Consider the following 22,977-nt stretch of genomic DNA (forward strand, 5'->3'; position numbering starts at 1 on the left):
CTTTACGGGCAATGAAACACAGCTTCACCCGCGAGCATTCGCTGGTATTTCGGGATAAATATTAAATGGTTAAGTTCACACCTTCCTTCTCTGGGGTAAAAGGGCGCGCGCTCTTTTCACTGCTGTTTATTGTGCCCCTGGCACAGGCGGCAGAAAATAAAACAACGAAAGACGGCGAGACGTTAACCGTCATTGCCGATCCCAACGCTAAAACGGAAGCGACCAACGGCTATCAGCCGCTGAACACGTCTACCGCCACGCTCACCACCATGCCGATGCTGGATATCCCGCAGGTGGTGAATACCGTAAGCGACAAAGTACTGCAAGATCAGCACGCCACCACCCTCGACGAAGCGCTGTATAACGTCAGCAACGTGGTGCAAACCAACACGCTTGGCGGCACGCAGGATGCGTTTGTTCGTCGTGGCTTTGGCGCTAATCGCGATGGTTCCGTGATGACCAACGGTTTACGCACCGTGCTACCCCGTAGTTTTAACGCCTCGACCGAGCGTGTCGAAGTGCTAAAAGGCCCGGCATCGACGCTTTACGGCATTCTGGATCCTGGCGGGTTGATCAATGTCGTGACTAAACGCCCGGAAAAAACCTTTGGCGGATCGATCTCGGCAACTTCCACCAGCTTTGGCGGTGGCACCGGACAGTTTGATGTGACGGGCCCGATCGACGGAACGCGTCTGGCGTATCGTCTGACGGGGGAATACCAGAATGAAGATTACTGGCGTAATTTTGGCAAAGAGCGCAGCACCTATATTGCGCCGTCGCTGACCTGGTTTGGTGATGACGCGACGGTCTCGGTGCTCTACTCCCATCGCGACTACAAAACGCCCTTCGATCGCGGGACTATTTTCGATCTCGAGACCAAAAAGCCTGTTAACGTGGATCGCAAAACACGTTTCGACGAGCCGTTTAACATTACAGATGGTGAGTCCGATCTGGCGCAGTTGAACGCCGAATATCGCCTTAACAGCGAGTGGACTGCGAAATTTGACTACAGCTTTAGCCAGGATAAATACACGGATAATCAGGCTCGCGTGATGGCGTATGACGCGTCCACCGGGAATCTGACCCGGCGCGTCGATGCGACGCAAGGATCGACCCAGCGCATGCACAGTACCCGCGCGGATCTCCAGGGTAACGTCGACATTGCGGGGTTTTATAACGAGATCCTGACCGGCGTATCGTATGAAAATTACGATCTGCTGCGCACGGATATGATCCGCTGTAAGAACGTTAAAGGCTTCAATATCTATAACCCCACTTATGGCGATCTCAGTAAATGCACTTCCGTTTCAGCGTCCGACAGCGACCAGAGGATTAAGCAGGAGAGCTATTCTGCTTACGTTCAGGATGCGCTTTATCTGACGGATAAATGGATTGCGGTCACTGGGCTTCGCTATCAGTCCTACACGCAATATGCAGGCAAAGGTCGGCCGTTTAACGTCAATACCGACAGCCGCGACGACCAGTGGACGCCGAAAGCAGGTCTGGTTTACAAGTTAACGCCTTCGGTCTCGTTGTTCGCGAACTATTCCCAGACGTTTATGCCGCAGTCTTCCATCGCCAGCTACATCGGAAATCTGCCGCCTGAAACGTCAAATGCCTACGAAGTCGGTGCCAAGTTTGACCTTTTCGATGGCATTACTGCCAACATCGCGCTGTTTGATATCCATAAACGCAATGTGCTTTACACCGAAAGCGTGGGAGATGAAACGATCGCCAAAACCGCCGGGCGCGTGCGCTCACAGGGTGTGGAAGTGGACGTGGCGGGGGCGTTGACCGAGAACACCAATATTATCGCCAGCTATGGGTATACGGATGCGAAAGTGCTGGAAGATCCCGATTATGCTGGCAAGCCGCTGCCAAACGTTCCGCGACATACGGGTTCCCTGTTCCTGACGTACGACATTCATAATGTAATCGGCGGAAATACGCTGACGCTGGGCGGCGGCGGGCATGGCGTGAGCCGTCGTTCCGCAACCAATGGCGCGGACTATTACCTGCCGGGTTACGTCGTCGCAGATGCGTTTGCCGCGTATAAGATGAAGTTGCAGTATCCGGTGACGCTGCAGCTGAACGTGAAGAATCTGTTTGATAAGACCTACTACACGTCATCGATTGGCAGCAATAATCTGGGTAACCAGATTGGCGATCCGCGCGAAGTGCAGTTTACGGTGAAGATGGATTTTTGATGTAAAAAAGCCCGGTGGCGCTACGCTTACCGGGCCTACGATCGATCCCCTCTCCGTAAGAGAGGGTTAGGACATCAGCCTTCGATATCCGCCAGATCGCCTTTTTCCTGTAGCCAGTTGCGTCGGTCTTCAGAACGTTTCTTGGCCAGCAGCATATCCATCATGGCATTGGTTTGCTGCTCGTCTTCATCGCTGATAACCAGCTGCACCAGACGACGGGTATTGGGATCGAGCGTGGTTTCACGCAACTGCAAGGGGTTCATCTCACCCAACCCTTTAAAGCGCTGGACGTTTGGCTTGCCCTTCTTGCGCTTGAGCTGCTCCAGCACGCCTGCTTTTTCTTCTTCCGTCAGCGCGTAATACACCTCTTTACCGAGATCGATACGGTAGAGCGGCGGCAACGCAACGTGGACGTGGCCGTTTTTCACCAGCGCACGGAAGTGTTTCACGAACAGCGCGCACAGCAACGTGGCTATGTGCAGACCGTCTGAGTCCGCATCCGCGAGAATGCAGATCTTGCCGTAACGCAGCTGGCTCAAATCGTCACTGTCCGGATCGATACCGATCGCCACCGAAATGTCGTGCACTTCCTGCGACGCGAGGACTTCATCGGAAGAAACTTCCCAGGTGTTCAGGATCTTACCTTTCAGCGGCATGATCGCCTGGAATTCACGATCGCGCGCCTGCTTGGCGGAACCGCCTGCCGAGTCCCCTTCGACGAGGAACAGCTCAGTACGATTCAGATCCTGCGCGGTGCAATCCGCCAGTTTACCCGGCAGCGCCGGACCACTGGTGAGCTTTTTACGCACCACTTTTTTCGCGGCACGCATACGGCGTTGCGCGCTGGAGATCGCCATTTCAGCCAGCATTTCAGCTGTCTGTATGTTCTGATTCAGCCACAGGCTAAATGCGTCTTTCACCACACCGGAGACAAACGCGGCGCACTGGCGCGATGACAGACGCTCTTTGGTCTGTCCGGCGAACTGCGGATCCTGCATTTTCACAGAAAGCACGTACGCACAGCGATCCCAGATATCTTCCGCTGACAGCTTCACGCCACGCGGCAGAATATTGCGGTATTCGCAGAATTCGCGCATCGCGTCCAGCAGGCCCTGACGCAGGCCGTTGACGTGCGTCCCGCCCTGCATCGTTGGGATGAGGTTAACGTAACTTTCAGTCAGCAGCTCGCCGCCTTCTGGCAGCCAGAGCAGCGCCCAGTCAACCGCTTCGGTGTCACCCGAGAAATTACCGAGGAACGGTTTTTCCGGCAGCGTCGGCAGGCCATTGACCGCCTCGCCCAGATAGTCATTCAGACCGTCCTGATAGCACCAGCGCTGCTCGCTGTTGTTGACTTCATCTTTAAAGGTGATTTCAACGCCAGGGCACAGTACCGCTTTCGCTTTCAGGATGTGCGTCATGCGCGTGACAGAAAAACGTGGGCTGTCGAAGAAGCTTTCGTCCGGCCAGAAATGCACGCTGGTACCGGTATTGCGTTTGCCGCACGTCCCGATGACCTGTAATTCCTGCACTTTATCGCCGTTTTCAAACGCAATGTTATATACCTGACCATCACGGCGTACGGTGACCTCAACGCGCTTTGACAAGGCATTAACCACAGAGATCCCCACGCCGTGAAGGCCGCCGGAGAACTGGTAGTTTTTATTGGAGAATTTACCGCCCGCATGCAGACGGCAGAGGATCAGCTCAACGGCTGGAACCCCTTCTTCCGGGTGGATGTCGACCGGCATACCGCGTCCGTCGTCAATCACTTCGAGCGACTGATCGGCGTGCAGAATGACGTCGATGCGTTTGGCATGACCCGCCAGCGCTTCGTCCACACTGTTATCAATCACTTCCTGGCCCAGGTGGTTTGGGCGCGTCGTATCGGTATACATCCCCGGGCGGCGGCGAACCGGCTCAAGCCCGGTGAGTACCTCAATGGCATCAGCGTTATAGGTTTGCGTCATGATTTAGCTAGCAATTCGCAGTGATTGTCAGTGGCTGTGCAGTCCAAGAAAATCGACAATCTGGGTGAAATGATTCTCAAAGCCCGTGAAAGCATGGTTTCCGCCCTCTTCTACAGTCTGGCGGCAAGAGGCGTAATACGCCACTGCCTGGCGGTAATCCAGCACTTCATCACCCGTCTGTTGCAGCAGCCAGATAAGATCGGGCGCGTCCAGCGGGTCTATCTGCATAACTTTGAGGTCGTAAATATGGCGTGACTCTAGCACATATTGTTGTCCGGTGTAGGGGTTCTCGTTTTGCCCGAGAAAGTCCCTCAGCAGCTCAAAGGGCCGTACTGCCGGGTTAACAACTACCGCAGGGAGCATAAAGCATTGCGAGAGCCAGGTGGCGTAATAACCGCCCAGCGAAGAGCCCACGACGCCGAACGATTCACCGCCATGTTCCATCACGATGGACTCCAGCATCTCTGCGGCATCAGCCGGATACGGCGGGAGTTGCGGAACGATGATCTCAATGTGCGGATGATGCGCGCCGAGCCACTGACCAAATTGCGTCGCCTTCGCGGAACGCGGGGAGCTGTTGAACCCGTGTAAATAAAGGAGCGTAGACATCAGTATCCTTCTGACGCGGTATCTGGGCGGAACGTCGCACTTTGCAGACGGCAAACTTCCGTCGTCAGCGAGCCATCGGCATGCAGTTCCAGCCAGCGCCAGCCTGGCGCTATCGTGTCTAACGTAAAGTTGGCGCAGTGCGGTTTGAACTGGACACACGTCGACGGCGTCGCCAGTAAACGGCGGCCATTCCAGTCGAGATCCTGTTCCTGATGAATATGACCACACAACAGATTGTTGACATGGGGATATTTGGACAATACGCGATCCAGCGCCGCTGAATTGCGCAGGCTATGTTGATCGAGCCAGCTGCATCCCGCAGGCAAAGGATGATGATGCAGTAACAGCAGGGTATGACGCTCAGGAGCGGCAGCGAGTTTTTGCTCCAGCCACTCCAGCTGAAAATCACTCAACTCACCGTGCGGGACACCGAACACCTGCGTATCCAACAGCAAAATTTGCCAGTGTTCACCCACAAACACGCGCTTGGCGGGTGAAATGCCCGCATCGTGCAGCGTACTGTACATCGCTGGCTGAAAATCATGATTGCCGGGTAACCAGACGCAGGGCACGCTAAAGCTCGCGATCCCTGTCGCAAAATGCTGATAGGCCGCAGCGCTTTGATCTTGTGCCAAATCGCCCGTAGCCGCTATCAAATCGCAGTGGCGATTCTCGGCGTGAATGGCATCCAGTACCGCCTGATAACTCTCCCAGGTGTTTACACCTAACAGCGTTTCATGCTTTTCGGCAAACAGGTGGGTATCAGTGATTTGTAATATCCTGACTGGCGCCCCACCAGCAACAGTCAGGTTTAACAGGCTTTCCAAATGGTGTCCTTAGGTAGGTTTATGACGCTAACAAACCGGAATCGCCATTGCTCCATGTGCAAAACAATATCTTAGCCAGTCGGCTAAAAACTGGTTAATTTGATGCTTTTCGTCGCGTTGATGCAACTTTTTATTAGGATAATCATACCGCGCTTTAAAGCGGAAGATCTGCTGACTTGAACACACTTCGGCCACCATCGCATCATGATAAAGCCGTACCGTCATCGACGGCAGGCTCCAGTAGCTGATCGCGGGAGCCGTTTGCTTGATTTCTACCAGGGTCGTGTAACGAGTCGATTCAATAATCGTTAATCGATACTGCGCGTTGCTCACCTGATAGCTTACCATTTCGCCGGGCGCGTCATCACGCGGCAACAGGCGGCGTAATTGCGCGAAATTGGTTTCGCACAAACGCATCATTTCTGGGAAGTCAGGTGTATAACGCTTCATTTTTTCCACTCGTTTCGTAAGTCTTGATAATGCAGCTGGAGCCATTGCAAAGCGATGACAGAGGCCGCGTTGTCGATTTTCCCCTCTTTTACCCACTGGTAAGCCTGTTCCCGACTCACCACATGAACACGAATATCTTCGTTTTCATCTGCCAGACCGTGAATACCTTCCGCGATCGTGGCGTCCACTTCCCCCACCAGAATAGAAGAGCGCTCGGTGGTTCCGCCAGGGCTTGCCAGATAGCTCAGAACGGGTTTCGTCCGGCCCACTTTCAGCCCGGCTTCTTCCTCGGCCTCACGGCGGGCGACATCCTCCGGCGTTTCACCTTCTTCGATCATACCTGCGACCATTTCCAGCAGCCATGGGGTTTCGCTGGTATCCAGCGCCGCAATCCGTATCTGTTCAATCAATACCACTTCATCGCGCACTGGGTCAAAGGGTAGCAAGACTGCGGCATGCCCGCGCTCAAAAATTTCACGTCGAACTTCTCCGCTCATTTCACCGTTAAACAAGCGATGCCTAAAACGGTAAAGTTCCAGTGAAAAAAATCCGCTATATAACTTTTCCCGTGCAATAATTTCTACATCGTTTTTGGTGAACGTCACTGGCAATTCATCTGGTTTTTGCATAACGGTTTCCTGGTCATAATCATGATGAAATTATGAATTTCAAGGCTGTTTGGCTGCCGTTTCAAAGGCTATATGATAGATTGATGCAAATTACAGCCGGATGGCACGTAACGCCAACCTTTTGGTGTGGATGATTCTGTTAGAATCGGCAAATATTTTTAACGAGATCAGCGCTAATACTGCTTCACAACAAGGAATGCAAATGAAGAAATTGCTCCCCATCCTTATCGGCCTGAGCCTGACGGGCTTCAGCGCGATGAGCCAGGCAGAAAACCTGTTACAGGTTTATCAGCAAGCACGTCTGAGCAACCCTGAGCTGCGTAAGTCGGCTGCCGATCGTGATGCTGCGTTCGAAAAAATTAACGAAGCACGCAGCCCGTTGCTGCCGCAGTTGGGCTTAGGTGCAGATTATACCTACGGCAATGGCTTCCGTGATAGCAACGGTGTTAACTCCAACACCACCGGCGCATCTCTGCAATTAACGCAAACCTTGTTTGATATGTCCAAGTGGCGTGCGCTGAGTCTTCAAGAGAAAAGCGCGGGCATTCAGGACGTCACCTACCAGACGGATCAGCAATCACTGATCCTGAACACCGCGACGGCGTACTTCAACGTGTTGAGCGCGATCGATTCGCTCTCCTACACCGAAGCGCAGAAACAAGCAGTTTATCGTCAGCTGGATCAAACCACGCAGCGTTTTAACGTAGGCCTGGTCGCAATCACTGACGTGCAGAACGCCCGCTCCCAATACGACACCGTACTGGCGAACGAAGTGACCGCGCGTAATAACCTTGATAACGCGCTGGAATCTCTGCGTCAGGTGACGGGCAATTACTATCCTGAACTGGCTTCGTTGAACGTCGACAACTTCAAAACGGATAAACCGCAGGCCGTTAACGCCCTGCTGAAAGAAGCAGAAAACCGCAACCTGGCGCTGTTACAGGCACGTCTGAGCCAGGATCTGGCACGCGAACAAATCCGTCAGGCCCAGGATGGTCACCTGCCAACCCTGAGTCTTACGGCGTCCAGTGCCGTCACGGACACCTCTTATAGCGGTTCTAAAACGGGCGGCGCCAATGCTTCGCAGTTTGACGACAGCAATGTGGGCCAAAATAAAGTGGGCCTGAGCTTCTCCATGCCGCTGTATCAGGGCGGTATGGTTAACTCTCAGGTAAAACAAGCTCAGTACAACTTCGTTGGCGCAAGCGAACAGCTGGAAAGCGCGCACCGCAACGTGGTGCAGACCGTGCGCTCTTCGTTCAACAACGTGAATGCCTCTATCAGCAGCATCAACGCCTACAAACAGGCGGTAGTGTCGGCGCAGAGTTCATTGGACGCATCAGAAGCCGGTTATTCGGTCGGTACGCGTACCATTGTTGACGTGCTGGATGCGACCACCACGCTGTTTAACGCCAAACAACAGCTCTCCAACGCACGTTACAACTACCTGATTAACCAGCTGAATATTAAATCAGCTCTGGGTACGCTGAACGAGCAGGATCTGCAGATGCTGAACAGTACGCTGGGCAAGCCAATTCCGACAACGCCTGAAAACGTGGCGCCGGAAAACCCACAGCAGGACGCCAGCGCTGATGGCTATAACGCCAACGGTGCCGCCCCTGTTGCACAGCCCGCAGCGGCTCGCACGACCACCAAAAACTCAGCCGGTAACCCGTTCCGTAACTGATGTTAAAACCCGGTCTATGGCTCCATAGGCCGGGTTAGCTCTGCTCCAGTCGACATATAAACGTAAGCCAACGTAAAGATCCCCCTGACGCTCCCTCTGCGCTTCATTTTCAACCACTCATCCTCTATCCTAAGCCTTATTTCCTATGTAATACCACTGGGTCCTGGAAGACAAAAATGAAACGGACAAAAACGATTAATCACGCCTCGTTCCGCAAAAACTGGAACGCACGCCATCTCACTCCGGTCGCTCTGGCGATCACCGCCGTATTTTTGCTGGCGGGATGTGAGCAAGCCGACGAAACGGTATCGATGTATCAGAATGCCGATGACTGCTCAAGCGCCACCGGCAAAAGCGCAGAATGTACCACTGCATACAACAATGCGCTGAAAGAAGCCGAACGCACTGCGCCGAAATATGCGACGCGTGAAGACTGTATCGCCGAATTCGGTGAAGGTCAGTGTCAGCAAGCGCCTGCACAGGCAGGCATGGCGCCAGAAAACCAGGCGCAAGCACAATCCAGCGGCAGCTTCTGGATGCCGCTGATGGCGGGCTACATGATGGGCCGTATGATGGGCGGCGGCGCGGGCTTCCAGCAGCAGCCTCTGTTCAGCTCTAAAAATCCAAATAGCCCGGCTTACGGTAAATACACCGACGCCAGCGGCAAAGGCTACGGTGCTGCACAGCCAGGCCGCACTGCGACCGTTCCAAAAACCGCCATGGCACCAAAACCGGCAACCACCAGCACCGTGACGCGTGGCGGGTTTGGCGACTCCGTTGCAAAACAGTCCACCATGCAGCGTAGCGCGACGGGTTCTTCCACGCGCTCAATGGGCGGCTGATAATGGAACGAGTCAGTATTGTTGAGCGCCCGGACTGGCGCGAAAAAGCGACCGAATACGGCTTTAATTTCCACACCATGTACGGCGAACCGTACTGGTGTGAGGATGCTTACTACAAATTGACGCTCGCTCAGGTTGAGAAACTCGAAGACGTCACCGCCGAACTGCATCAGATGTGCCTCAAGGTTGTGGAAAAAGTGATTGCCAGCGATGAGCTGATGACCAAATTCCGCATCCCTAAGCATACCTGGGGCTTTGTGCGTCATGCCTGGCAGACCAATCAGCCTTCTCTCTATTCCCGCCTCGACCTGGCGTGGGATGGCGTGGGCGATCCTAAAATGCTGGAAAATAACGCAGATACCCCGACCTCACTGTATGAAGCGGCGTTCTTTCAGTACATCTGGCTTGAAGATCAGATCGCCGCGGGCAACCTGCCGGAAGGCAGCGATCAGTTCAACAGTTTGCAGGAAAAGCTGATCGAACGCTTCGCCGAGCTGCGCGAGCAGCACGGGTTCAATCTGCTGCATCTTGCGTGCTGTCGTGACACGGTTGAAGATCGTGGAACAGTGCAGTATTTGCAGGATTGCGCGGCAGAAGCGGAAGTCGCCACTGAATTTTTGTACATCGAAGATATCGGTTTAGGCGAGCGCGGACAGTTCACGGATACGCAAGATCAGGTGATTAGCAACCTGTTCAAACTCTATCCGTGGGAATTCATGCTGCGCGAAGTGTTTTCCACCAAACTGGAAGACGCAGGCGTACGCTGGCTGGAGCCTGCCTGGAAAAGCATTATCTCCAATAAAGCGCTGCTGCCGATGCTGTGGGAGATGTTCCCCAATCACCCCAATCTGCTGCAAGCGTACTTCGCTGAAGACGATCATCCGCCGATGGACAAATACGTCATCAAGCCGATCTTCTCACGCGAAGGGGCCAACGTTTCGATTATCGAAAACGGCAAAACCCTGGAAGCTGCCGAAGGGCCGTATGGCGAAGAAGGCATGATCGTTCAGGAGTTTTACCCGCTGCCGAAATTTGGTGACAGCTACGTCCTGATTGGAAGCTGGCTCATCAACGATCAGCCAGCCGGGATTGGCATCCGTGAAGATCGCGCGCTGATCACACAGGATCTGTCGCGCTTCTATCCGCACATTTTTGTCGAGTAATATCTGATTCTCTCTCCCCTGTGGGAGAGAGAATCATTACCCCACCTGCACTGACAACATACTGAGACTGCCCATCTCAATGCCGTCCACCGGTATGCTCACTGGCTCCTGACCATCCCACGCCCCCAGAACATACAGCAGCGGTAAAAAGTGTTCCGCCGTCGGGTTAGACAGTGAACCGCCTTCATGATCTAGGTAATTCACCAGCGGATGCTCTTCCACCGGGCCCTGCCAGGTTAAATTCGCTTTGACAAAATCATTGAACGATGTGGCCCATGGATACGGGGTATTTTCACCGTGCCAGCGCGCCGTGCGCAGGTTATGAACCACGTTACCACTGGCGACCAGCATGATGCCTTCATCGCGCAGCTTCGCCAGTTTGCGCCCCATCTCTAAATGCCACGCTGCCGGTTTGGTGCTGTCGATACTCAACTGCACCATCGGGATATCAGCATCCGGATACATTTTGATCAGCACGCCCCACGAACCATGGTCAAAGCCCCAGGCTTCTTTATCCAACGTGACCGGTACGGGAGCCAGAAGATCCACCAGCTGCTGCGCAAGCTCAGGCGATCCTGGCGCGGGATAATGCGTGTCATACAGCGCCTGAGGGAAACCGCCAAAATCATGAATGGTTTTAGGCGCTTCCATTGCCGTCACGCCAGTGCCTCGCGTAAACCAGTGTGCAGACACCACCACGATCGCTTTTGGACGCGGCAACGTCTCACCCAGATCACGCCAGGCACGCGTATAAACGTTATCTTCCAGGACGTTCATCGGGCTACCGTGGCCCAAAAACAGTGCTGGCATACGAGAAGAAGTCATGGTGATATCCTTACATAAGGTGTCGATTTAATAACGCTACATTACGCGCTATCGTCTGAAGATGAACTCAGATAAGCATGATGATGATCTTCAGAAATTTTGAATGTAAGGAGTCTGTAAAGCAGAGAATGCCCTCTCGCTTTGCTGCGGATTCATTATTAGCATGGGTAAGACGCATTTTCATAAGGAGACGTGAATGTCAGTACCGCTGATTCTGACCCTACTTGCGGGGGGCGCGACCTTTATTGGTGCGATTCTTGGCGTGATCGGTCAGAAACCGTCTAACCGCGTGCTGGCGTTTTCTCTGGGTTTCGCGGCGGGGATTATGCTGTTGATTTCCCTGATGGAAATGTTGCCTGCGGCGCTTCGGACCGACGGCATGTCGCCCGTCATGGATTACGGCATGTTTGTCGTGGGGCTGCTGGGTTATTTTGCTCTCGACAAAATGGTCCCGCACGCGCATCCACAAGATTTGATGCAGAAAAATGCTAAGCCCGTTCGCGGTAATATCAAACGTACCGCCATTTTACTGACGCTGGGCATCAGCCTGCATAACTTCCCGGAAGGGGTTGCGACTTACGTGACGGCCAGCAATAACCTCGAACTGGGCTTTGGTATCGCGCTGGCCGTTGCTTTACACAATATTCCTGAAGGACTGGCGGTTGCGGGGCCGGTTTATGCCGCGACAGGCTCAAAACGTACGGCGATTCTGTGGGCTGGAATTTCGGGTCTGGCAGAAATTTTAGGCGGCGTGCTGGCCTGGCTGATTCTGGGCAGCATGATCTCGCCGGTAGTGATGGCTGCGATTATGGCAGCTGTGGCAGGAATTATGGTCGCATTATCGGTGGATGAACTGATGCCGCTGGCAAAAGAGATCGATCCTAACAACAACCCGAGCTACGGCGTGCTGTGCGGAATGTCGGTGATGGGATTAAGTCTGGTGCTGTTGCAAACGGCAGGATTCGGATAAAAAAACGCCGGGCAAACCCGGCGTTTTTCTTTAGCTGGCTTTACGCTCGTGCGCCTGGCGATACTCCACCAGATCTTCGATCGTCACCACCGGCATATTGTGCAGACGAGCAAAAGTGACACACTCCGGCGCGCGCGCCATCGTACCGTCATCATTGGTCAGTTCACACAAAACGCCTGCGGGCTTAAAGCCGGCCAGCGTCACCAGATCGATAGTCGCTTCAGTGTGACCACCGCGCGTCAACACGCCACCCGCCTGCGCGCGCAGCGGGAACACGTGGCCCGGGCGATGCAGGTCAGACGGTTTCGCGCCATCCGCAATAGCGGCGCGAACGGTCGTCAGACGGTCAGCAGCAGAAACACCGGTTGTCACGCCGTGCGCAGCTTCAATCGTCACGGTAAAACCGGTGCCAAAAGCGCTGGTGTTGTTCTCAACCATCATTGGCAGGTCGAGTTGTTTGCGGCGTTCTTCGTTGATACACAGGCACACAATGCCGCTGCCGTGACGGATGGTCAGCGCCATCTGCTCAACGGTCATATTTTCTGCGGCGAAGATCATGTCACCTTCGTTTTCACGATGTTCATCGTCGAGCACCATCACACCGCGGCCTTCGCGCAGTGCATCAAGTGCGTGTTCAACACGTTCAATAGAAGTACCAAAAGAGGAAAGTAGCGTCTGATTCATGGTAAAAAAACCTCATTAACTTTATGGTTACCAGAATCAGGGCAGTCTTAGGAGCGCCGTATAAGCGGCAAAAAGATAACGTGAGCGGGCCATGCCCGACTTGATCGTTACTCTCTCCCATCCGGACTTTAACCGTCGGCTCCGGAATTACACCGGATCTGCTGACCTTTACGTTTTCACCTAAAGCGCTCGCGGGCTTTCAGCGCAAGGCTGATTTACCGCCGGTGGGGAATTTCGCCCCGCCCTGAGAATAAGCGAGATAACTATAACGCTATTGATTAACCCGGGCAATGCATAAGCTTCAAACAATTCTGGTTTATATAATTCCTTCAGCACCCTGCGCTGAGTTATCTGCGACCTGAATGATTTTGTGTATCTGAGAAGAAATTACACGCTACAATGGTCGCTAACACCTTCTGATCAAGGGAAACGACAATGATTGACCCGAAAAAAATTGAACAAATTGCCCGTCAGGTTCATGAGTCCATGCCAAAAGGCATTCGTGAGTTTGGTGATGACGTCGAAAAGAAAATTCGCCAGGTGTTGCAGTCACAGCTGACGCGTCTTGATCTGGTGAGCCGCGAAGAGTTTGATGTGCAAACTCAAGTCCTGTTACGCACCCGCGAAAAAATCGCGCTGCTGGAACAGCGTCTGACCGAGCTTGAAAATCGCGGTACGACAGCTGAAGTGAAACCGGCTCCGGCGATCCCACCGGTAGACGAAGCGGAATAATCTGCGCACGTCTTGGGGATGTGCGGCCTTATGCCCTCACCCCGCTCTCTCCCACTGAGAGAGGGAGAAAGAAAAACGAACGGGCCGCGCGGCCCGTTTTTATTATCCTGAATGCATGCCCGACTTACTGGCTGTCTTTCTGGATCTTCTTAATGATGTTAGTGGTTGAACACCCATCTTCAAAATTCAGCACCATCACTTCGCCGCCGTTTGCCCAAACCTCTTCGCTGCCCGCGATTTGCTCCGGCTTATAATCTCCACCCTTCACCAGCAGATCGGGCAGAATTCCGGCAATCAGGCGCTGCGGGGTGTCTTCTTCAAATGAGACCACCCAGTCTACGGCTTCCAGCGCGCCGAGGACGATCATGCGCTGCTCCAGCGGATTCACCGGACGCGTTTCACCTTTGAGACGTTTTGTGGATGCATCGCTATTCACCGCCACAATCAGACGATCGCCAAGCTTGCGCGCGTTCGCCAGGTAGGAAACATGGCCCGCGTGCAGAATGTCGAATACGCCGTTGGTCATGACGACTTTCTCGCCGCGCTTACGCGCCGCCGCGACGGCCACTTTCAGCTCGTCTTCACTCATCACGCCAAAGCCGGTATCAGCCCGACCGCGCACCGCGTTTTCCAGCTCAATCGGAGAAACGGTTGATGTACCGAGTTTACCCACGACCACACCGGCGGCCGCGTTAGCGAAATAGCACGCCTCTTCCAGAGAGTTGCCCGCCGCCAGCGTTGCCGCCAGGACGCCAATCACCGTATCGCCTGCACCGGTCACATCATAAACTTCCTGCGCCTGCGTTGGCATATGCAGCGGCGGTTTACCCGGCTGTAACAGCGTCATGCCTTGTTCGGAACGGGTGACCAACAGCGCGGAGAAGTCGAAATCAGCGATGATTTTCATCCCGCGCTCAACGATCTCTTCTTCGTTTTTGCACTTGCCGGCAACCGCTTCAAATTCGGACAAGTTTGGCGTCAGGAGCGTCGCGCCGCGATAGCGCTCAAATTCCGTGCCTTTTGGGTCGATTAAGACCGGAACGCCCGCTTTTCGCGCCAGCTGGATCATCTGCTGCACGCTGGCCAACGCGCCCTTAGCGTAGTCAGACAGTACCAGCGCGCCAATGCTGCCCAATGCCTGCGCAATGCGCTCGTGCATCGGCTCAGGATCGACGCCTTCAAAACCTTCTTCAAAGTCGAGGCGGATCAGCTGCTGGTTACGCGAAAGCACGCGCAGCTTAGTGATTGTCGGATGCGTTGGCACAGAAACGAAATCACACTTCACGTTAACGTCGGCCAGCGTTTTGCTAAGCGCACGCGCCGCGTCGTCAATGCCCGTCAAGCCAACCAGACGCGAATGCGCGCCCAGAGAGGCAATATTCATCGCCACGTTTGCCGCGCCGCCAGGACGCTCCTCAATGGTGTCCACTTTGACAACCGGGACCGGTGCCTCAGGGGAAATGCGGCTGGTCGGCCCGTACCAGTAGCGGTCCAGCATCACATCACCGACAACCATAACTCCAGCACGTTCGAACTCTGGCAGTGTTACTTTCATTCCTGACTCCAGAAAGATTCACAATTTGCGCGCGATAATATCACAATTATCCTCTAAATCATTCGAGCGACAGGCAGGCGGCAACGCTGCGAATCCCCAGGAGCTCACTCCAGTAAATGACTGGCGTAAGCGAGGAATGCCAACGCATCTGTCGCTCGAAGGATGACGGGGAAACGTTAAGCACGGTCCACCAGCCACTTCTGCCAGCTTGCAGACACCTGAGCGCGCTCAGCGGTAAAACAGTCCAGCGCCACATGGCCCGGTTGTTCCTGTAACGCCAGATGATGCAGTTCGTCACGAAGCGTGGTGTACGCGTGGGTGAGCGCCTGCGCTTCCTGCTCATCCATAATGTCGTTTTGCGCCAGCAGCTCCAGAATGCGCACATTATCAGACCAGCGCGTCAGCTTCGGTTTGGCGTGCGCGTGGCGGAGCACCAGATATTGCGTAATAAACTCGATATCCGTAATTCCCCCTTCATCGGCTTTGATATCAAAGCGATCGCGATGTTTATTGCCGAGATGCGCACGCATTTTCTCGCGCATTTCGCGCACTTCTGTTTGTAGCGTTTCGCCTTCACGCGTCGCGATCAGTACATCGCGGCGAATGGCGTCAAACTGTGTTTTAAGCTGCGGATCGCCGTATACCACGCGCGCACGCACCAGCGCCTGATGCTCCCAGGTCCATGCCTCGTGTTGCTGATATTCCGCAAAAGATTCGGTAGAGGTAACCAGCATCCCCGCCGCACCGGACGGGCGCAGACGCGCGTCGACTTCGTACAAAATCCCGGACGACGTGCGAGTGCTGAACAGATGCATCACGCGCTGGGCAAGACGCAAATAGAACTGGCGTCCGTCGATTTCGCGCTCGCCATCGGTCATAACGTCAACCGGGCAATCGTGCAGGAAGATCAAATCCAGATCGGAGCTGTAACCCAGCTCCCAGCCGCCCAATTTGCCATAGCCCACCACGGCAAAACCACGCCCCTCGCGATCGGACAAGTGCGTTGGCTGACCGTAACGCGCCACCATCTGCCCCCAGGCCTGCTGCACCACCGCGTCGATCATCGCTTCGGCAAGCCAGGTTAAATGATCGCTGACTTTCATTACCGGCAGCGTACCAGCGATATCCGCGGCCGCCACGCGCAGCATTTGCGCCTGCTTGAACTGGCGCAACGCTTCGAGCTGCTGCTCTTCATCGTCTTCCGGAACGCGCAGCAGATATTGGCGCAGCTCATCGCGATAGGCATCCATCGCGGTCGGCTGGTACAGCGTATTGGGATCGAGCAGTTCATCGAGCAGCAGCGGATAACGCGCCAGCTTGCTCGCCACCATCGGCGATGCCGCGCAGAGGGAAATCAGATGTTTGAGCGCCCCGGGGAATTCGCTGAGCAGCTCAAGATAGGTTGTCCGCGTGATGATCCCCGTGAGGAGTGGCGTCACGCGAGACAGCGGGACAGGCGCGTCCGCGCGCGAGCAGACGTCGCTCAATAAATGCGGCATCAGGTGATCAAGCACCTGGCGTCCGCGCGGTCCAATGGCGCGCTTGTTCATCTCCATACGGAAATCGGCGATCAGCGCGACCACGCGATGGCGGTCGTCGTCACTGAGATGCGCCAGCACCGGCGTGGTGTCGTCTTCCTGCAGCGCATCCTGCCACAGCTCGCGCCAGTGTTCGGACAACGTATCATCCTGCGTGTCGCTCTCGTCATCACCAATCAAATCGTTAAAAATGCGCCGCACACCGGCCATATGCGCATCCAGTTTTTCGGTCAGCGCCTGCCAGTCATCGACGCGCATCCCCCAGGCCAGACGTGCGCGATTCAGGTCGTCGCCCGGCAGCGTTTGGGTTTGCTCATCGTTAATGCTTTGCAGCAGGTTTTCCAGGCGGCGTAAATAAAGATACGCGTCGCGCAAGGTTTGCGCGTTGCCTTCCGGCAGCAGATGCAGCTGATCAATGGCCTCTAACGTCGGCAACAGCGAACGGGACTGCAGCGACGGCTCGCGTCCACCGCGAATCAGCTGGAACACCTGAACGATAAATTCGATTTCGCGAATCCCGCCCGCACCGAGTTTGATATTGTCCTTCAAACCCCGACGACGCACTTCTCGCGCAATCATCCCTTTCATGTTGCGTAGCGACTGAATCACGCTGAAGTCGATGTAACGGCGGAACACGAACGGGCGCAGCATGGCACGCAGCTCGCTGGCGTACACATCGCCGTTATCGCCCATGATGCGCGCTTTAACCATCGCATAGCGTTCCCAGTCGCGGCCCTGCTCCTGGTAATAATCTTCCAGCGCCGCAAAGCTCAACACCAGCGGACCGCTGTCACCAAACGGACGTAAACGCATATCCACGCGATAGACAAAACCGTCCTGAGTGGGCTGGTCCAGCGCTTTGATTAAGCGCTGCCCCAGACGCGTAAAGAACTGGGCGTTATCCAGCTCGCGGCGACCACCGCGCGTTGCGCCCTTTTCCGGCCAGGCAAAAATCAAATCGATATCCGACGAAAAATTCAGCTCGCCACCGCCCAGCTTGCCCATGCCTAAAATCATCAGCGGCTGCGGCGTACCCTCTTCACTGCACGGCGAGCCCCACTCTTTACAGCAGGCGTCGTACAGCCAGTCGCGCGCCGTCACGATCAGCGTCTCCGCCAGACAGCTTAACTGCTGTAATGTGCTTTCTTCACTTATCAGCTCCAGCGATTGTGCCCAGGCGATGCGGACCATCACCCGACGACGGAACTGGCGCAGCACGCGCATCAGCGTCGGTTCATCGGCCACATCGGCTAACGCCTCATGCAGCCACTGGGCATAATGCTGCCACTCATCCGCCTGCGGCGGCGCCGTCTCAAGTTCAGCCAGCCATTCAGGATTGGCGGTAATGCTCTCCTGAACAAAATCGCTAAAGGTAAGCACTTGCTGCGCCTGCTCGCTTAGGGAGGAAGCGGGTAACGATTCTGGCAGACGGTCGCAAACCGTCTGCCAGTGCTGCTGTAACAGTGAAGAAAGCGGCATGCTGGGGTTCCTTGCCTGAGTTAACGTTTTCCGCTGTGCAGCCAGAACGGCTCTTGCGAAATAGCCTCATTACGGAAATGTTCAATTTCAATACGCTGACGCGTTTCGATGGCGTGTCGCAGCCCCTGCCAGTTCTCCAGCCACGCCTGCGCTTTCACGCCGTCGTAGGAGCCTGCCAGCAGCAGAATGCTGTCGATATCGCGCGTCAGACGAATCAGCTGATCGCGGTATTGATCGCCAAGCGGACGGTCAAAAATCGTTTTCAGCTCCGCGGCACTGCGGGACATATGCGTATCCGCGAAGCGTTTGAATGAATCCGCGATTTTTTTCTGCGCTTTATCATCGAGGAATGGCTGCCAGCCGCGTGTTACCAGAAATTCGGTTAACGCCAGTTTTGCCGCAGCGGTTTGCGGGCTGTAGACCGCCGTTTGCGCGGAGATGTCGGTCGCCATGAGCGCTTCCGTCTGCGTCAGGAAATCGCGTAAGTGAGCGCTCGCTTTACGCGGAACCACGCCGCCGAAAAGCGTCAGCGTGCTGCGCACCAGCCCCATGGCGGACAGCACGTTGGCTTTTGCCTCTTTCACGCCACGGACCCACAGCTCTTCATGGTACTGCCACTGGCTCAGCGCCAGTTCCAACGCGGCTTCAAGGCCTTGCTCGACGCTGACTTTTGCAGGAACGCGCAGAATAGTCGTCGGCTTGAGCTCGCGCGGTGCATTTCCGGCGGCAAGATGATAACCGCGCGCGGCTTTACTCAGGCTACCCTGACGCAGACCAGACAGGCCCACCAGCTTACGCGCCAGCTTCAGCACATCATCCGCATCGCCTTCCAGTAGCTCAAGTTCCAGTTCGCAAATCGGCTCCTGGAACTCACCGGCTTTCACTTCGCCTAAATCGAGGGCGATTTCAATACGGCTTTTGCCTTCATTGACCAGCCACTTTTCGCGTAAGAAATCGGTGCTAAACAGCGGTGCTGCCTGCGCCGCCAGGCTCTCTGGCAGCTCGCCGTTCGGCCAGACTTCTGCCGGGAAGCGATCCAGTTCAAGTTCTGGCTTTGCAATGTCGATATTGTATTCAGGACGCTGATGCAGGCCGCCGACTACGCGTCCGGCGATTTTCATCGTCATCTCGTAATGGCCGTTCGCACCGCGAATACGCAGCCCCATATCATGGCTGCGTAGCCAGTTGTCGGGCGTTTCGTAATAGATGTTGAGCAGCTGTACCGGGTCGTGATGTTCGCCGGAGAGCTGATGAAGGTGAGTGCGCAGCGCATCAACGCTGTCATTTTCGACGATAAATTTTAATTCAATTTCTTGAGCCATAGATTTCTACTTTGGGTTGCGTCACAGCCGCATCAATGAAGGCGAACTTCCTCGCCATATATGTGTCAGTACATAGTATTTTGCGCCAAATTGCCACGCAATGAGCAATTTGACGGGCGTAAAAGTTTGCAGGAGCGACACAGATGATTCCGATTGCTGATGAATGCTTTGCGTGGAGACACTGTTGCCTCTACTATCGTTCCACTTTTTACGAAAATAACGACTGATGATGCTTAAATTTCGCCTGATTGGACTCACTTTACTGACATTGAGCGCCGCGACTGCGGTCCATGCAGAAGAGAAACGTTACGTTTCTGACGAACTGAATACCTGGGTCCGTAGCGGTCCTGGAGACAATTATCGCCTCGTGGGCACGGTAAATGCCGGCGAGGAAGTGGTTTTGTTACAGACAAATCAAGACACCAGCTACGGTCAGGTCCGCGACAGCACCGGCCGCACCTCCTGGATCCCACTGAAAGAACTCAGCAACGTGCCCAGCCTGCGCACCCGCGTGCCGGACCTGGAAAATCAGGTGAAAACCCTGACCGATAAGCTGAACAATATCGACACCACCTGGAACCAGCGCACCGCTGAAATGCAGCAGAAAGTGGCGCAAAGCGACAGCGTGATCAACGGCCTGAAAGACGAGAACCAGAAGTTGAAAAACGAGCTGATCGTCGCCCAGAAAAAGGTGAGTGCAGCCAATCTGCAGCTCGATGACAAACAACGCACCATCATCATGCAGTGGTTTATGTATGGCGGCGGCGTGCTGGGCGTCGGTCTGGTGCTGGGTCTGGTTCTGCCACATCTGATCCCAAGCCGTAAACGCAAAGACCGCTGGATGAACTAATTCGTCTTCTCTGCCAGACTTACGTATCATCGTGTGAAAAATGAATACGGGAGTTTGAGGCGTGAAGATTTATCTGGTCGGTGGTGCGGTACGTGATGCGTTGTTGGGTCTGCCGGTCAAAGATAAAGACTGGGTTGTGGTTGGTGCCACACCAGAAGAGATGCTTAACGCGGGCTATCAGCAGGTAGGCCGCGATTTCCCCGTGTTTCTTCACCCAAAAACGCGCGAAGAATACGCCCTGGCGCGCACGGAACGCAAAGCCGGTTTGGGTTATACTGGTTTCACATGCTACGCCGCGCCGGACGTCACGCTTGAGCAAGATCTGCTGCGCCGCGATCTCACGATCAACGCGCTGGCGCAAGATGATGACGGTCATATCATCGATGTGTTCGGCGGTAAGCGCGATCTGCAAAACCGCCTTCTGCGTCACGTCTCCCCGGCTTTTTCTGAAGATCCGCTACGCGTTCTGCGCGTCGCGCGATTTGCTGCGCGTTACGCCCATCTGAGCTTCCGCATTGCCGATGAAACCCTGGCGCTGATGACCGCGATGACCGCGGCGGGCGAGCTGGAACACCTCACGCCAGAACGCGTGTGGAAAGAGACGGAAAATGCCCTGACGACGCGTAATCCGCAGGTCTTTTTCCAGGTGCTTCGCGACTGTGGCGCGTTGAAAGTGCTGTTCCCGGAAATTGACGCGCTGTTTGGCGTGCCGGCTCCAGCGAAATGGCATCCGGAAATTGACACCGGCATTCATACGCTGATGACGCTGAGCATGGCTGCGATGCTTAGCCCCGACGTGGACGTGCGCTTTGCGACGCTTTGTCACGATTTAGGGAAAGGCTTAACGCCAAAAGCGTTCTGGCCGCGCCACCACGGACACGGTCCAGCGGGTGTAAAACTGGTTGAAGGGATTTGCCAGCGCCTGCGTGTGCCAAATGACATTCGCGATCTGGCTAAGCTGGTCGCTGAATTCCACGACTTAATTCATACCTTCCCGATTCTGAAACCCGCCACTATCGTGAAGCTGTTCGACAACATCGACGCCTGGCGCAAACCGCAGCGCGTGGAGCAAATTGCACTGACCAGTGAAGCCGACGTGCGCGGACGCACCGGCTTTGAAGCCTGCGATTATTCACAAGGGCGTTTACTGCGTGAAGCGTGGGAAATCGCCAAAGCCGTGCCGACGAAAGACGTGGTTGAAGCCGGATTTAAAGGGCCAGAGATTCGGGAAGAGTTAACGAAAAGACGCGTTCAGGCCGTCGCAGACTGGAAGGAAAAGCGTTGCCCTCAGCCGAAAGACTGAGGGCAGTGGGTCAGAAGAAGACCACGTACACGGCTGCCGCAACGATAAAGCGGTAGATAGCAAACGGAATGAAAGAGATACGTTTGATGAGCTGCAGGAAGGTTTTGATCGCCACCAGCGCCACGAGGAACGCGGTCACAAAACCTACGGCAAACATAGGGAAATCCGCCGCCGTCAGGAAGTGATAGCTCTTATAGAGATCCAGCGCGGTGGCACCCATCATCATTGGCACCGCCAGCAGGAATGAGAATTCCGAGGCCGCATAGCGGCTCACGCCCATCAGCATACCGCCGGAAATGGTTGCACCTGAACGCGAAAAGCCCGGCCACAGCGCCAGACACTGGAAGCAGCCAATCATAAAGGCCTGACGGTACGTCATATCGTCCAGCCCCGGCGCTTTTGGCTCTTTTGGTTTCAGCAGCTCTGCGGCAATCAGCAGCACACCGCCCACCACCAGCGCGTACATCACGTTAATCGGGTTAAACAGCGATTTGATCGCGTCGTGGAAAATCAGCCCCAGCACAACGGCTGGCACCATACCCAGCAGGATATGAATGAGCGTCAGACGGCCTTTGCCTTCGCCTTCGTGCTGCGGCGGACGACCAAAATGAATGCCGATGAGCCCAAACAGGCGTCGCCAGAACATCACCACCACGGCCAGGATAGAACCTAACTGAATGACCACTTCGAATGTCTTGGCCGTCTCTCCCTCAAAGCCCAGCAAATGACCGACGATGATCATGTGCCCGGTACTGGAAACCGGCAAAAATTCCGTCAATCCTTCGACCACACCCAATATTGCCGCCACCAGCAGCGAGTGCATATCGCTCATCTCATCAACCCTTATTAAAAAGTAAAAAACGGCTCACCAAAGGGGTAGCCGCGAAAGATACAGCTGTAAGACCGGTATAACTGAAAATGGTTTAGCAATGATGACGTTAATTATTGTCTTTAAGATTTTGGCTACGCTCGATGATCACGCCGACGTTTGTCGCGCGTGCCACTGCGCCAGGTTTGCTGAGTTTGATGCGCACCCAGGGTGAATTGAACCGGCTTAACAGCAGATCCGCCACCTCTTCGGCCACGCGCTCGACCAGCGCGAAACGCTGCCCTTCAACATGATTCACGACCGTTTCGCTGATATCCGCGTAGCTCAGGCAATCTTTCACATCGTCACTTTTGGCGGACAGGCGATTATCCCAGCCCATTTCGATATCGAACACCAGCTTCTGCTCGATGGTCTGTTCCCAGTCGTAAACACCAATTGTGGTGATTACCGAAAGTTGCTCTATAAATACAATATCCATCACGACCTGCCTGCTTTTTGGCTAAACCGGA

Annotated in this window: 20 protein-coding genes and 1 riboswitch; of the genes, 8 read left to right on the forward strand and 12 right to left on the reverse strand. The window is 54.8% G+C overall.

Translation table 11 applies throughout. The annotated features are described in order from the left end of the window. The first annotated feature begins 65 nt into the window (after nt 1–65). Entirely contained in the window at nt 66–2,207 is a 2,142-nt protein-coding gene (locus tag I6L74_RS04850; protein WP_059177490.1) for a TonB-dependent siderophore receptor, read from the forward strand. Between the two features lie 74 nt (nt 2,208–2,281). Here the strand turns inward: I6L74_RS04850 and parE are convergent, their stop codons facing one another. The 5 genes from parE to nudF are packed head-to-tail and all read right to left on the reverse strand — an operon-like array spanning nt 2,282 to nt 6,689. Then, nucleotides 2,282–4,174, reverse strand: coding sequence for a DNA topoisomerase IV subunit B (gene parE / locus I6L74_RS04855; RefSeq protein WP_059177489.1), 1,893 nt, complete (start codon nt 4,172–4,174; stop codon nt 2,282–2,284). A gap of 27 nt (nt 4,175–4,201) precedes the next feature. Then, nucleotides 4,202–4,783 (reverse strand): esterase YqiA, encoded by a 582-nt coding sequence (yqiA, locus tag I6L74_RS04860; protein ID WP_059177488.1) that lies wholly within the window; start codon nt 4,781–4,783, stop codon nt 4,202–4,204. Beyond that, on the reverse strand, nt 4,783–5,610 hold the full coding sequence (gene cpdA / locus I6L74_RS04865; RefSeq protein WP_059177487.1) for a 3',5'-cyclic-AMP phosphodiesterase: 828 nt from the start codon (nt 5,608–5,610) through the stop codon (nt 4,783–4,785). Before cpdA ends, yqiA begins: the two co-directional genes overlap by 1 nt. A 27-nt stretch (nt 5,611–5,637) precedes the next feature. Then, nucleotides 5,638–6,060 (reverse strand): DUF1249 family protein, encoded by a 423-nt coding sequence (locus I6L74_RS04870; protein ID WP_059177486.1) that lies wholly within the window; start codon nt 6,058–6,060, stop codon nt 5,638–5,640. Continuing rightward, entirely contained in the window at nt 6,057–6,689 is a 633-nt protein-coding gene (nudF, locus tag I6L74_RS04875; RefSeq protein ID WP_059177485.1) for an ADP-ribose diphosphatase, read from the reverse strand. Before nudF ends, I6L74_RS04870 begins: the two co-directional genes overlap by 4 nt. A 202-nt stretch (nt 6,690–6,891) precedes the next feature. Between nudF and tolC the strand changes: the two genes are divergently transcribed. The 3 genes from tolC to I6L74_RS04890 all read left to right on the forward strand — a co-directional run bounded on the left by tolC (nt 6,892) and on the right by I6L74_RS04890 (nt 10,381). Beyond that, nucleotides 6,892–8,376, forward strand: coding sequence for an outer membrane channel protein TolC (tolC, locus tag I6L74_RS04880; protein WP_059178023.1), 1,485 nt, complete (start codon nt 6,892–6,894; stop codon nt 8,374–8,376). 176 nt (nt 8,377–8,552) lie between these two features. Then, nucleotides 8,553–9,218: a DUF1190 family protein gene (locus I6L74_RS04885; RefSeq protein ID WP_059177484.1), complete on the forward strand. Its 666-nt coding sequence runs from the start codon at nt 8,553–8,555 to the stop codon at nt 9,216–9,218. Between the two features lie 2 nt (nt 9,219–9,220). Beyond that, on the forward strand, nt 9,221–10,381 hold the full coding sequence (locus I6L74_RS04890; RefSeq protein WP_059177483.1) for a glutathionylspermidine synthase family protein: 1,161 nt from the start codon (nt 9,221–9,223) through the stop codon (nt 10,379–10,381). 36 nt (nt 10,382–10,417) lie between these two features. Here I6L74_RS04890 and ygiD read toward each other — a convergent pair whose 3' ends face one another. Continuing rightward, the gene (gene ygiD / locus I6L74_RS04895) at nt 10,418–11,206 is read right to left on the reverse strand and encodes a 4,5-DOPA-extradiol-dioxygenase (RefSeq protein ID WP_059177482.1); all 789 of its coding nucleotides are present in this window, start codon (nt 11,204–11,206) and stop codon (nt 10,418–10,420) included. 196 nt (nt 11,207–11,402) lie between these two features. Between ygiD and zupT the strand changes: the two genes are divergently transcribed. After that, a complete protein-coding gene (gene zupT / locus I6L74_RS04900; RefSeq protein ID WP_059177481.1) occupies nt 11,403–12,176 on the forward strand; it encodes a zinc transporter ZupT in 774 nt (257 codons plus the stop codon). Nucleotides 12,177–12,206: 30 nt separating this feature from the next. Here the strand turns inward: zupT and ribB are convergent, their stop codons facing one another. Then, a complete protein-coding gene (gene ribB, locus I6L74_RS04905; RefSeq protein WP_059177480.1) occupies nt 12,207–12,860 on the reverse strand; it encodes a 3,4-dihydroxy-2-butanone-4-phosphate synthase in 654 nt (217 codons plus the stop codon). 105 nt (nt 12,861–12,965) lie between these two features. Next, nucleotides 12,966–13,116: riboswitch (FMN riboswitch) on the reverse strand. A gap of 179 nt (nt 13,117–13,295) precedes the next feature. Here ribB and ubiK point away from each other — a divergent pair. Next, entirely contained in the window at nt 13,296–13,592 is a 297-nt protein-coding gene (ubiK, locus tag I6L74_RS04910) for a ubiquinone biosynthesis accessory factor UbiK (RefSeq protein ID WP_059177479.1), read from the forward strand. A 124-nt stretch (nt 13,593–13,716) separates the two neighbouring features. On the opposite strand, the gene hldE is transcribed toward ubiK, so the two are convergent. The 3 genes from hldE to I6L74_RS04925 form a co-directional block, all read right to left on the reverse strand. Then, the gene (gene hldE, locus I6L74_RS04915) at nt 13,717–15,147 is read right to left on the reverse strand and encodes a bifunctional D-glycero-beta-D-manno-heptose-7-phosphate kinase/D-glycero-beta-D-manno-heptose 1-phosphate adenylyltransferase HldE (RefSeq protein WP_059177478.1); all 1,431 of its coding nucleotides are present in this window, start codon (nt 15,145–15,147) and stop codon (nt 13,717–13,719) included. A gap of 176 nt (nt 15,148–15,323) precedes the next feature. After that, on the reverse strand, nt 15,324–18,164 hold the full coding sequence (gene glnE, locus I6L74_RS04920) for a bifunctional [glutamate--ammonia ligase]-adenylyl-L-tyrosine phosphorylase/[glutamate--ammonia-ligase] adenylyltransferase (protein ID WP_059177477.1): 2,841 nt from the start codon (nt 18,162–18,164) through the stop codon (nt 15,324–15,326). A gap of 20 nt (nt 18,165–18,184) precedes the next feature. After that, nucleotides 18,185–19,486: a CYTH domain-containing protein gene (locus tag I6L74_RS04925; RefSeq protein WP_059177476.1), complete on the reverse strand. Its 1,302-nt coding sequence runs from the start codon at nt 19,484–19,486 to the stop codon at nt 18,185–18,187. Between the two features lie 229 nt (nt 19,487–19,715). Here I6L74_RS04925 and I6L74_RS04930 point away from each other — a divergent pair, with 229 nt between their 5' ends. Beyond that, on the forward strand, nt 19,716–20,336 hold the full coding sequence (locus I6L74_RS04930; RefSeq protein ID WP_059178022.1) for a TIGR04211 family SH3 domain-containing protein: 621 nt from the start codon (nt 19,716–19,718) through the stop codon (nt 20,334–20,336). Nucleotides 20,337–20,397: 61 nt separating this feature from the next. Further along, nucleotides 20,398–21,639, forward strand: a complete 1,242-nt coding sequence (locus I6L74_RS04935; protein WP_059177475.1) for a multifunctional CCA addition/repair protein — start codon at nt 20,398–20,400, stop codon at nt 21,637–21,639. 10 nt (nt 21,640–21,649) lie between these two features. Here the strand turns inward: I6L74_RS04935 and bacA are convergent, their stop codons facing one another. Both bacA and folB read right to left on the reverse strand, forming a co-directional pair. Then, nucleotides 21,650–22,471, reverse strand: a complete 822-nt coding sequence (bacA, locus tag I6L74_RS04940; RefSeq protein WP_015960447.1) for an undecaprenyl-diphosphate phosphatase — start codon at nt 22,469–22,471, stop codon at nt 21,650–21,652. A gap of 106 nt (nt 22,472–22,577) precedes the next feature. After that, a complete protein-coding gene (folB, locus tag I6L74_RS04945; RefSeq protein WP_059177474.1) occupies nt 22,578–22,946 on the reverse strand; it encodes a bifunctional dihydroneopterin aldolase/7,8-dihydroneopterin epimerase in 369 nt (122 codons plus the stop codon). Between the last annotated feature and the right edge of the window lie 31 nt (nt 22,947–22,977).

It is taken from the genome of Lelliottia amnigena (assembly GCF_019047465.1).
Classification (GTDB): domain Bacteria; phylum Pseudomonadota; class Gammaproteobacteria; order Enterobacterales; family Enterobacteriaceae; genus Enterobacter; species Enterobacter amnigenus.

Coding starts and splice junctions, on each gene's coding strand:
- I6L74_RS04850 (WP_059177490.1), top strand. CDS start 66: ATGGTTAAGTTCACACCTTCCTTCTCTGGGGTAAAAGGGCGCGCGCTC.
- parE (WP_059177489.1), bottom strand. CDS start 4,174: ATGACGCAAACCTATAACGCTGATGCCATTGAGGTACTCACCGGGCTT.
- yqiA (WP_059177488.1), bottom strand. CDS start 4,783: ATGTCTACGCTCCTTTATTTACACGGGTTCAACAGCTCCCCGCGTTCC.
- I6L74_RS04870 (WP_059177486.1), bottom strand. CDS start 6,060: ATGAAGCGTTATACACCTGACTTCCCAGAAATGATGCGTTTGTGCGAA.
- nudF (WP_059177485.1), bottom strand. CDS start 6,689: ATGCAAAAACCAGATGAATTGCCAGTGACGTTCACCAAAAACGATGTA.
- tolC (WP_059178023.1), top strand. CDS start 6,892: ATGAAGAAATTGCTCCCCATCCTTATCGGCCTGAGCCTGACGGGCTTC.
- I6L74_RS04885 (WP_059177484.1), top strand. CDS start 8,553: ATGAAACGGACAAAAACGATTAATCACGCCTCGTTCCGCAAAAACTGG.
- I6L74_RS04890 (WP_059177483.1), top strand. CDS start 9,221: ATGGAACGAGTCAGTATTGTTGAGCGCCCGGACTGGCGCGAAAAAGCG.
- ygiD (WP_059177482.1), bottom strand. CDS start 11,206: ATGACTTCTTCTCGTATGCCAGCACTGTTTTTGGGCCACGGTAGCCCG.
- zupT (WP_059177481.1), top strand. CDS start 11,403: ATGTCAGTACCGCTGATTCTGACCCTACTTGCGGGGGGCGCGACCTTT.
- ribB (WP_059177480.1), bottom strand. CDS start 12,860: ATGAATCAGACGCTACTTTCCTCTTTTGGTACTTCTATTGAACGTGTT.
- ubiK (WP_059177479.1), top strand. CDS start 13,296: ATGATTGACCCGAAAAAAATTGAACAAATTGCCCGTCAGGTTCATGAG.
- hldE (WP_059177478.1), bottom strand. CDS start 15,147: ATGAAAGTAACACTGCCAGAGTTCGAACGTGCTGGAGTTATGGTTGTC.
- glnE (WP_059177477.1), bottom strand. CDS start 18,164: ATGCCGCTTTCTTCACTGTTACAGCAGCACTGGCAGACGGTTTGCGAC.
- I6L74_RS04925 (WP_059177476.1), bottom strand. CDS start 19,486: ATGGCTCAAGAAATTGAATTAAAATTTATCGTCGAAAATGACAGCGTT.
- I6L74_RS04930 (WP_059178022.1), top strand. CDS start 19,716: ATGCTTAAATTTCGCCTGATTGGACTCACTTTACTGACATTGAGCGCC.
- bacA (WP_015960447.1), bottom strand. CDS start 22,471: ATGAGCGATATGCACTCGCTGCTGGTGGCGGCAATATTGGGTGTGGTC.
- folB (WP_059177474.1), bottom strand. CDS start 22,946: ATGGATATTGTATTTATAGAGCAACTTTCGGTAATCACCACAATTGGT.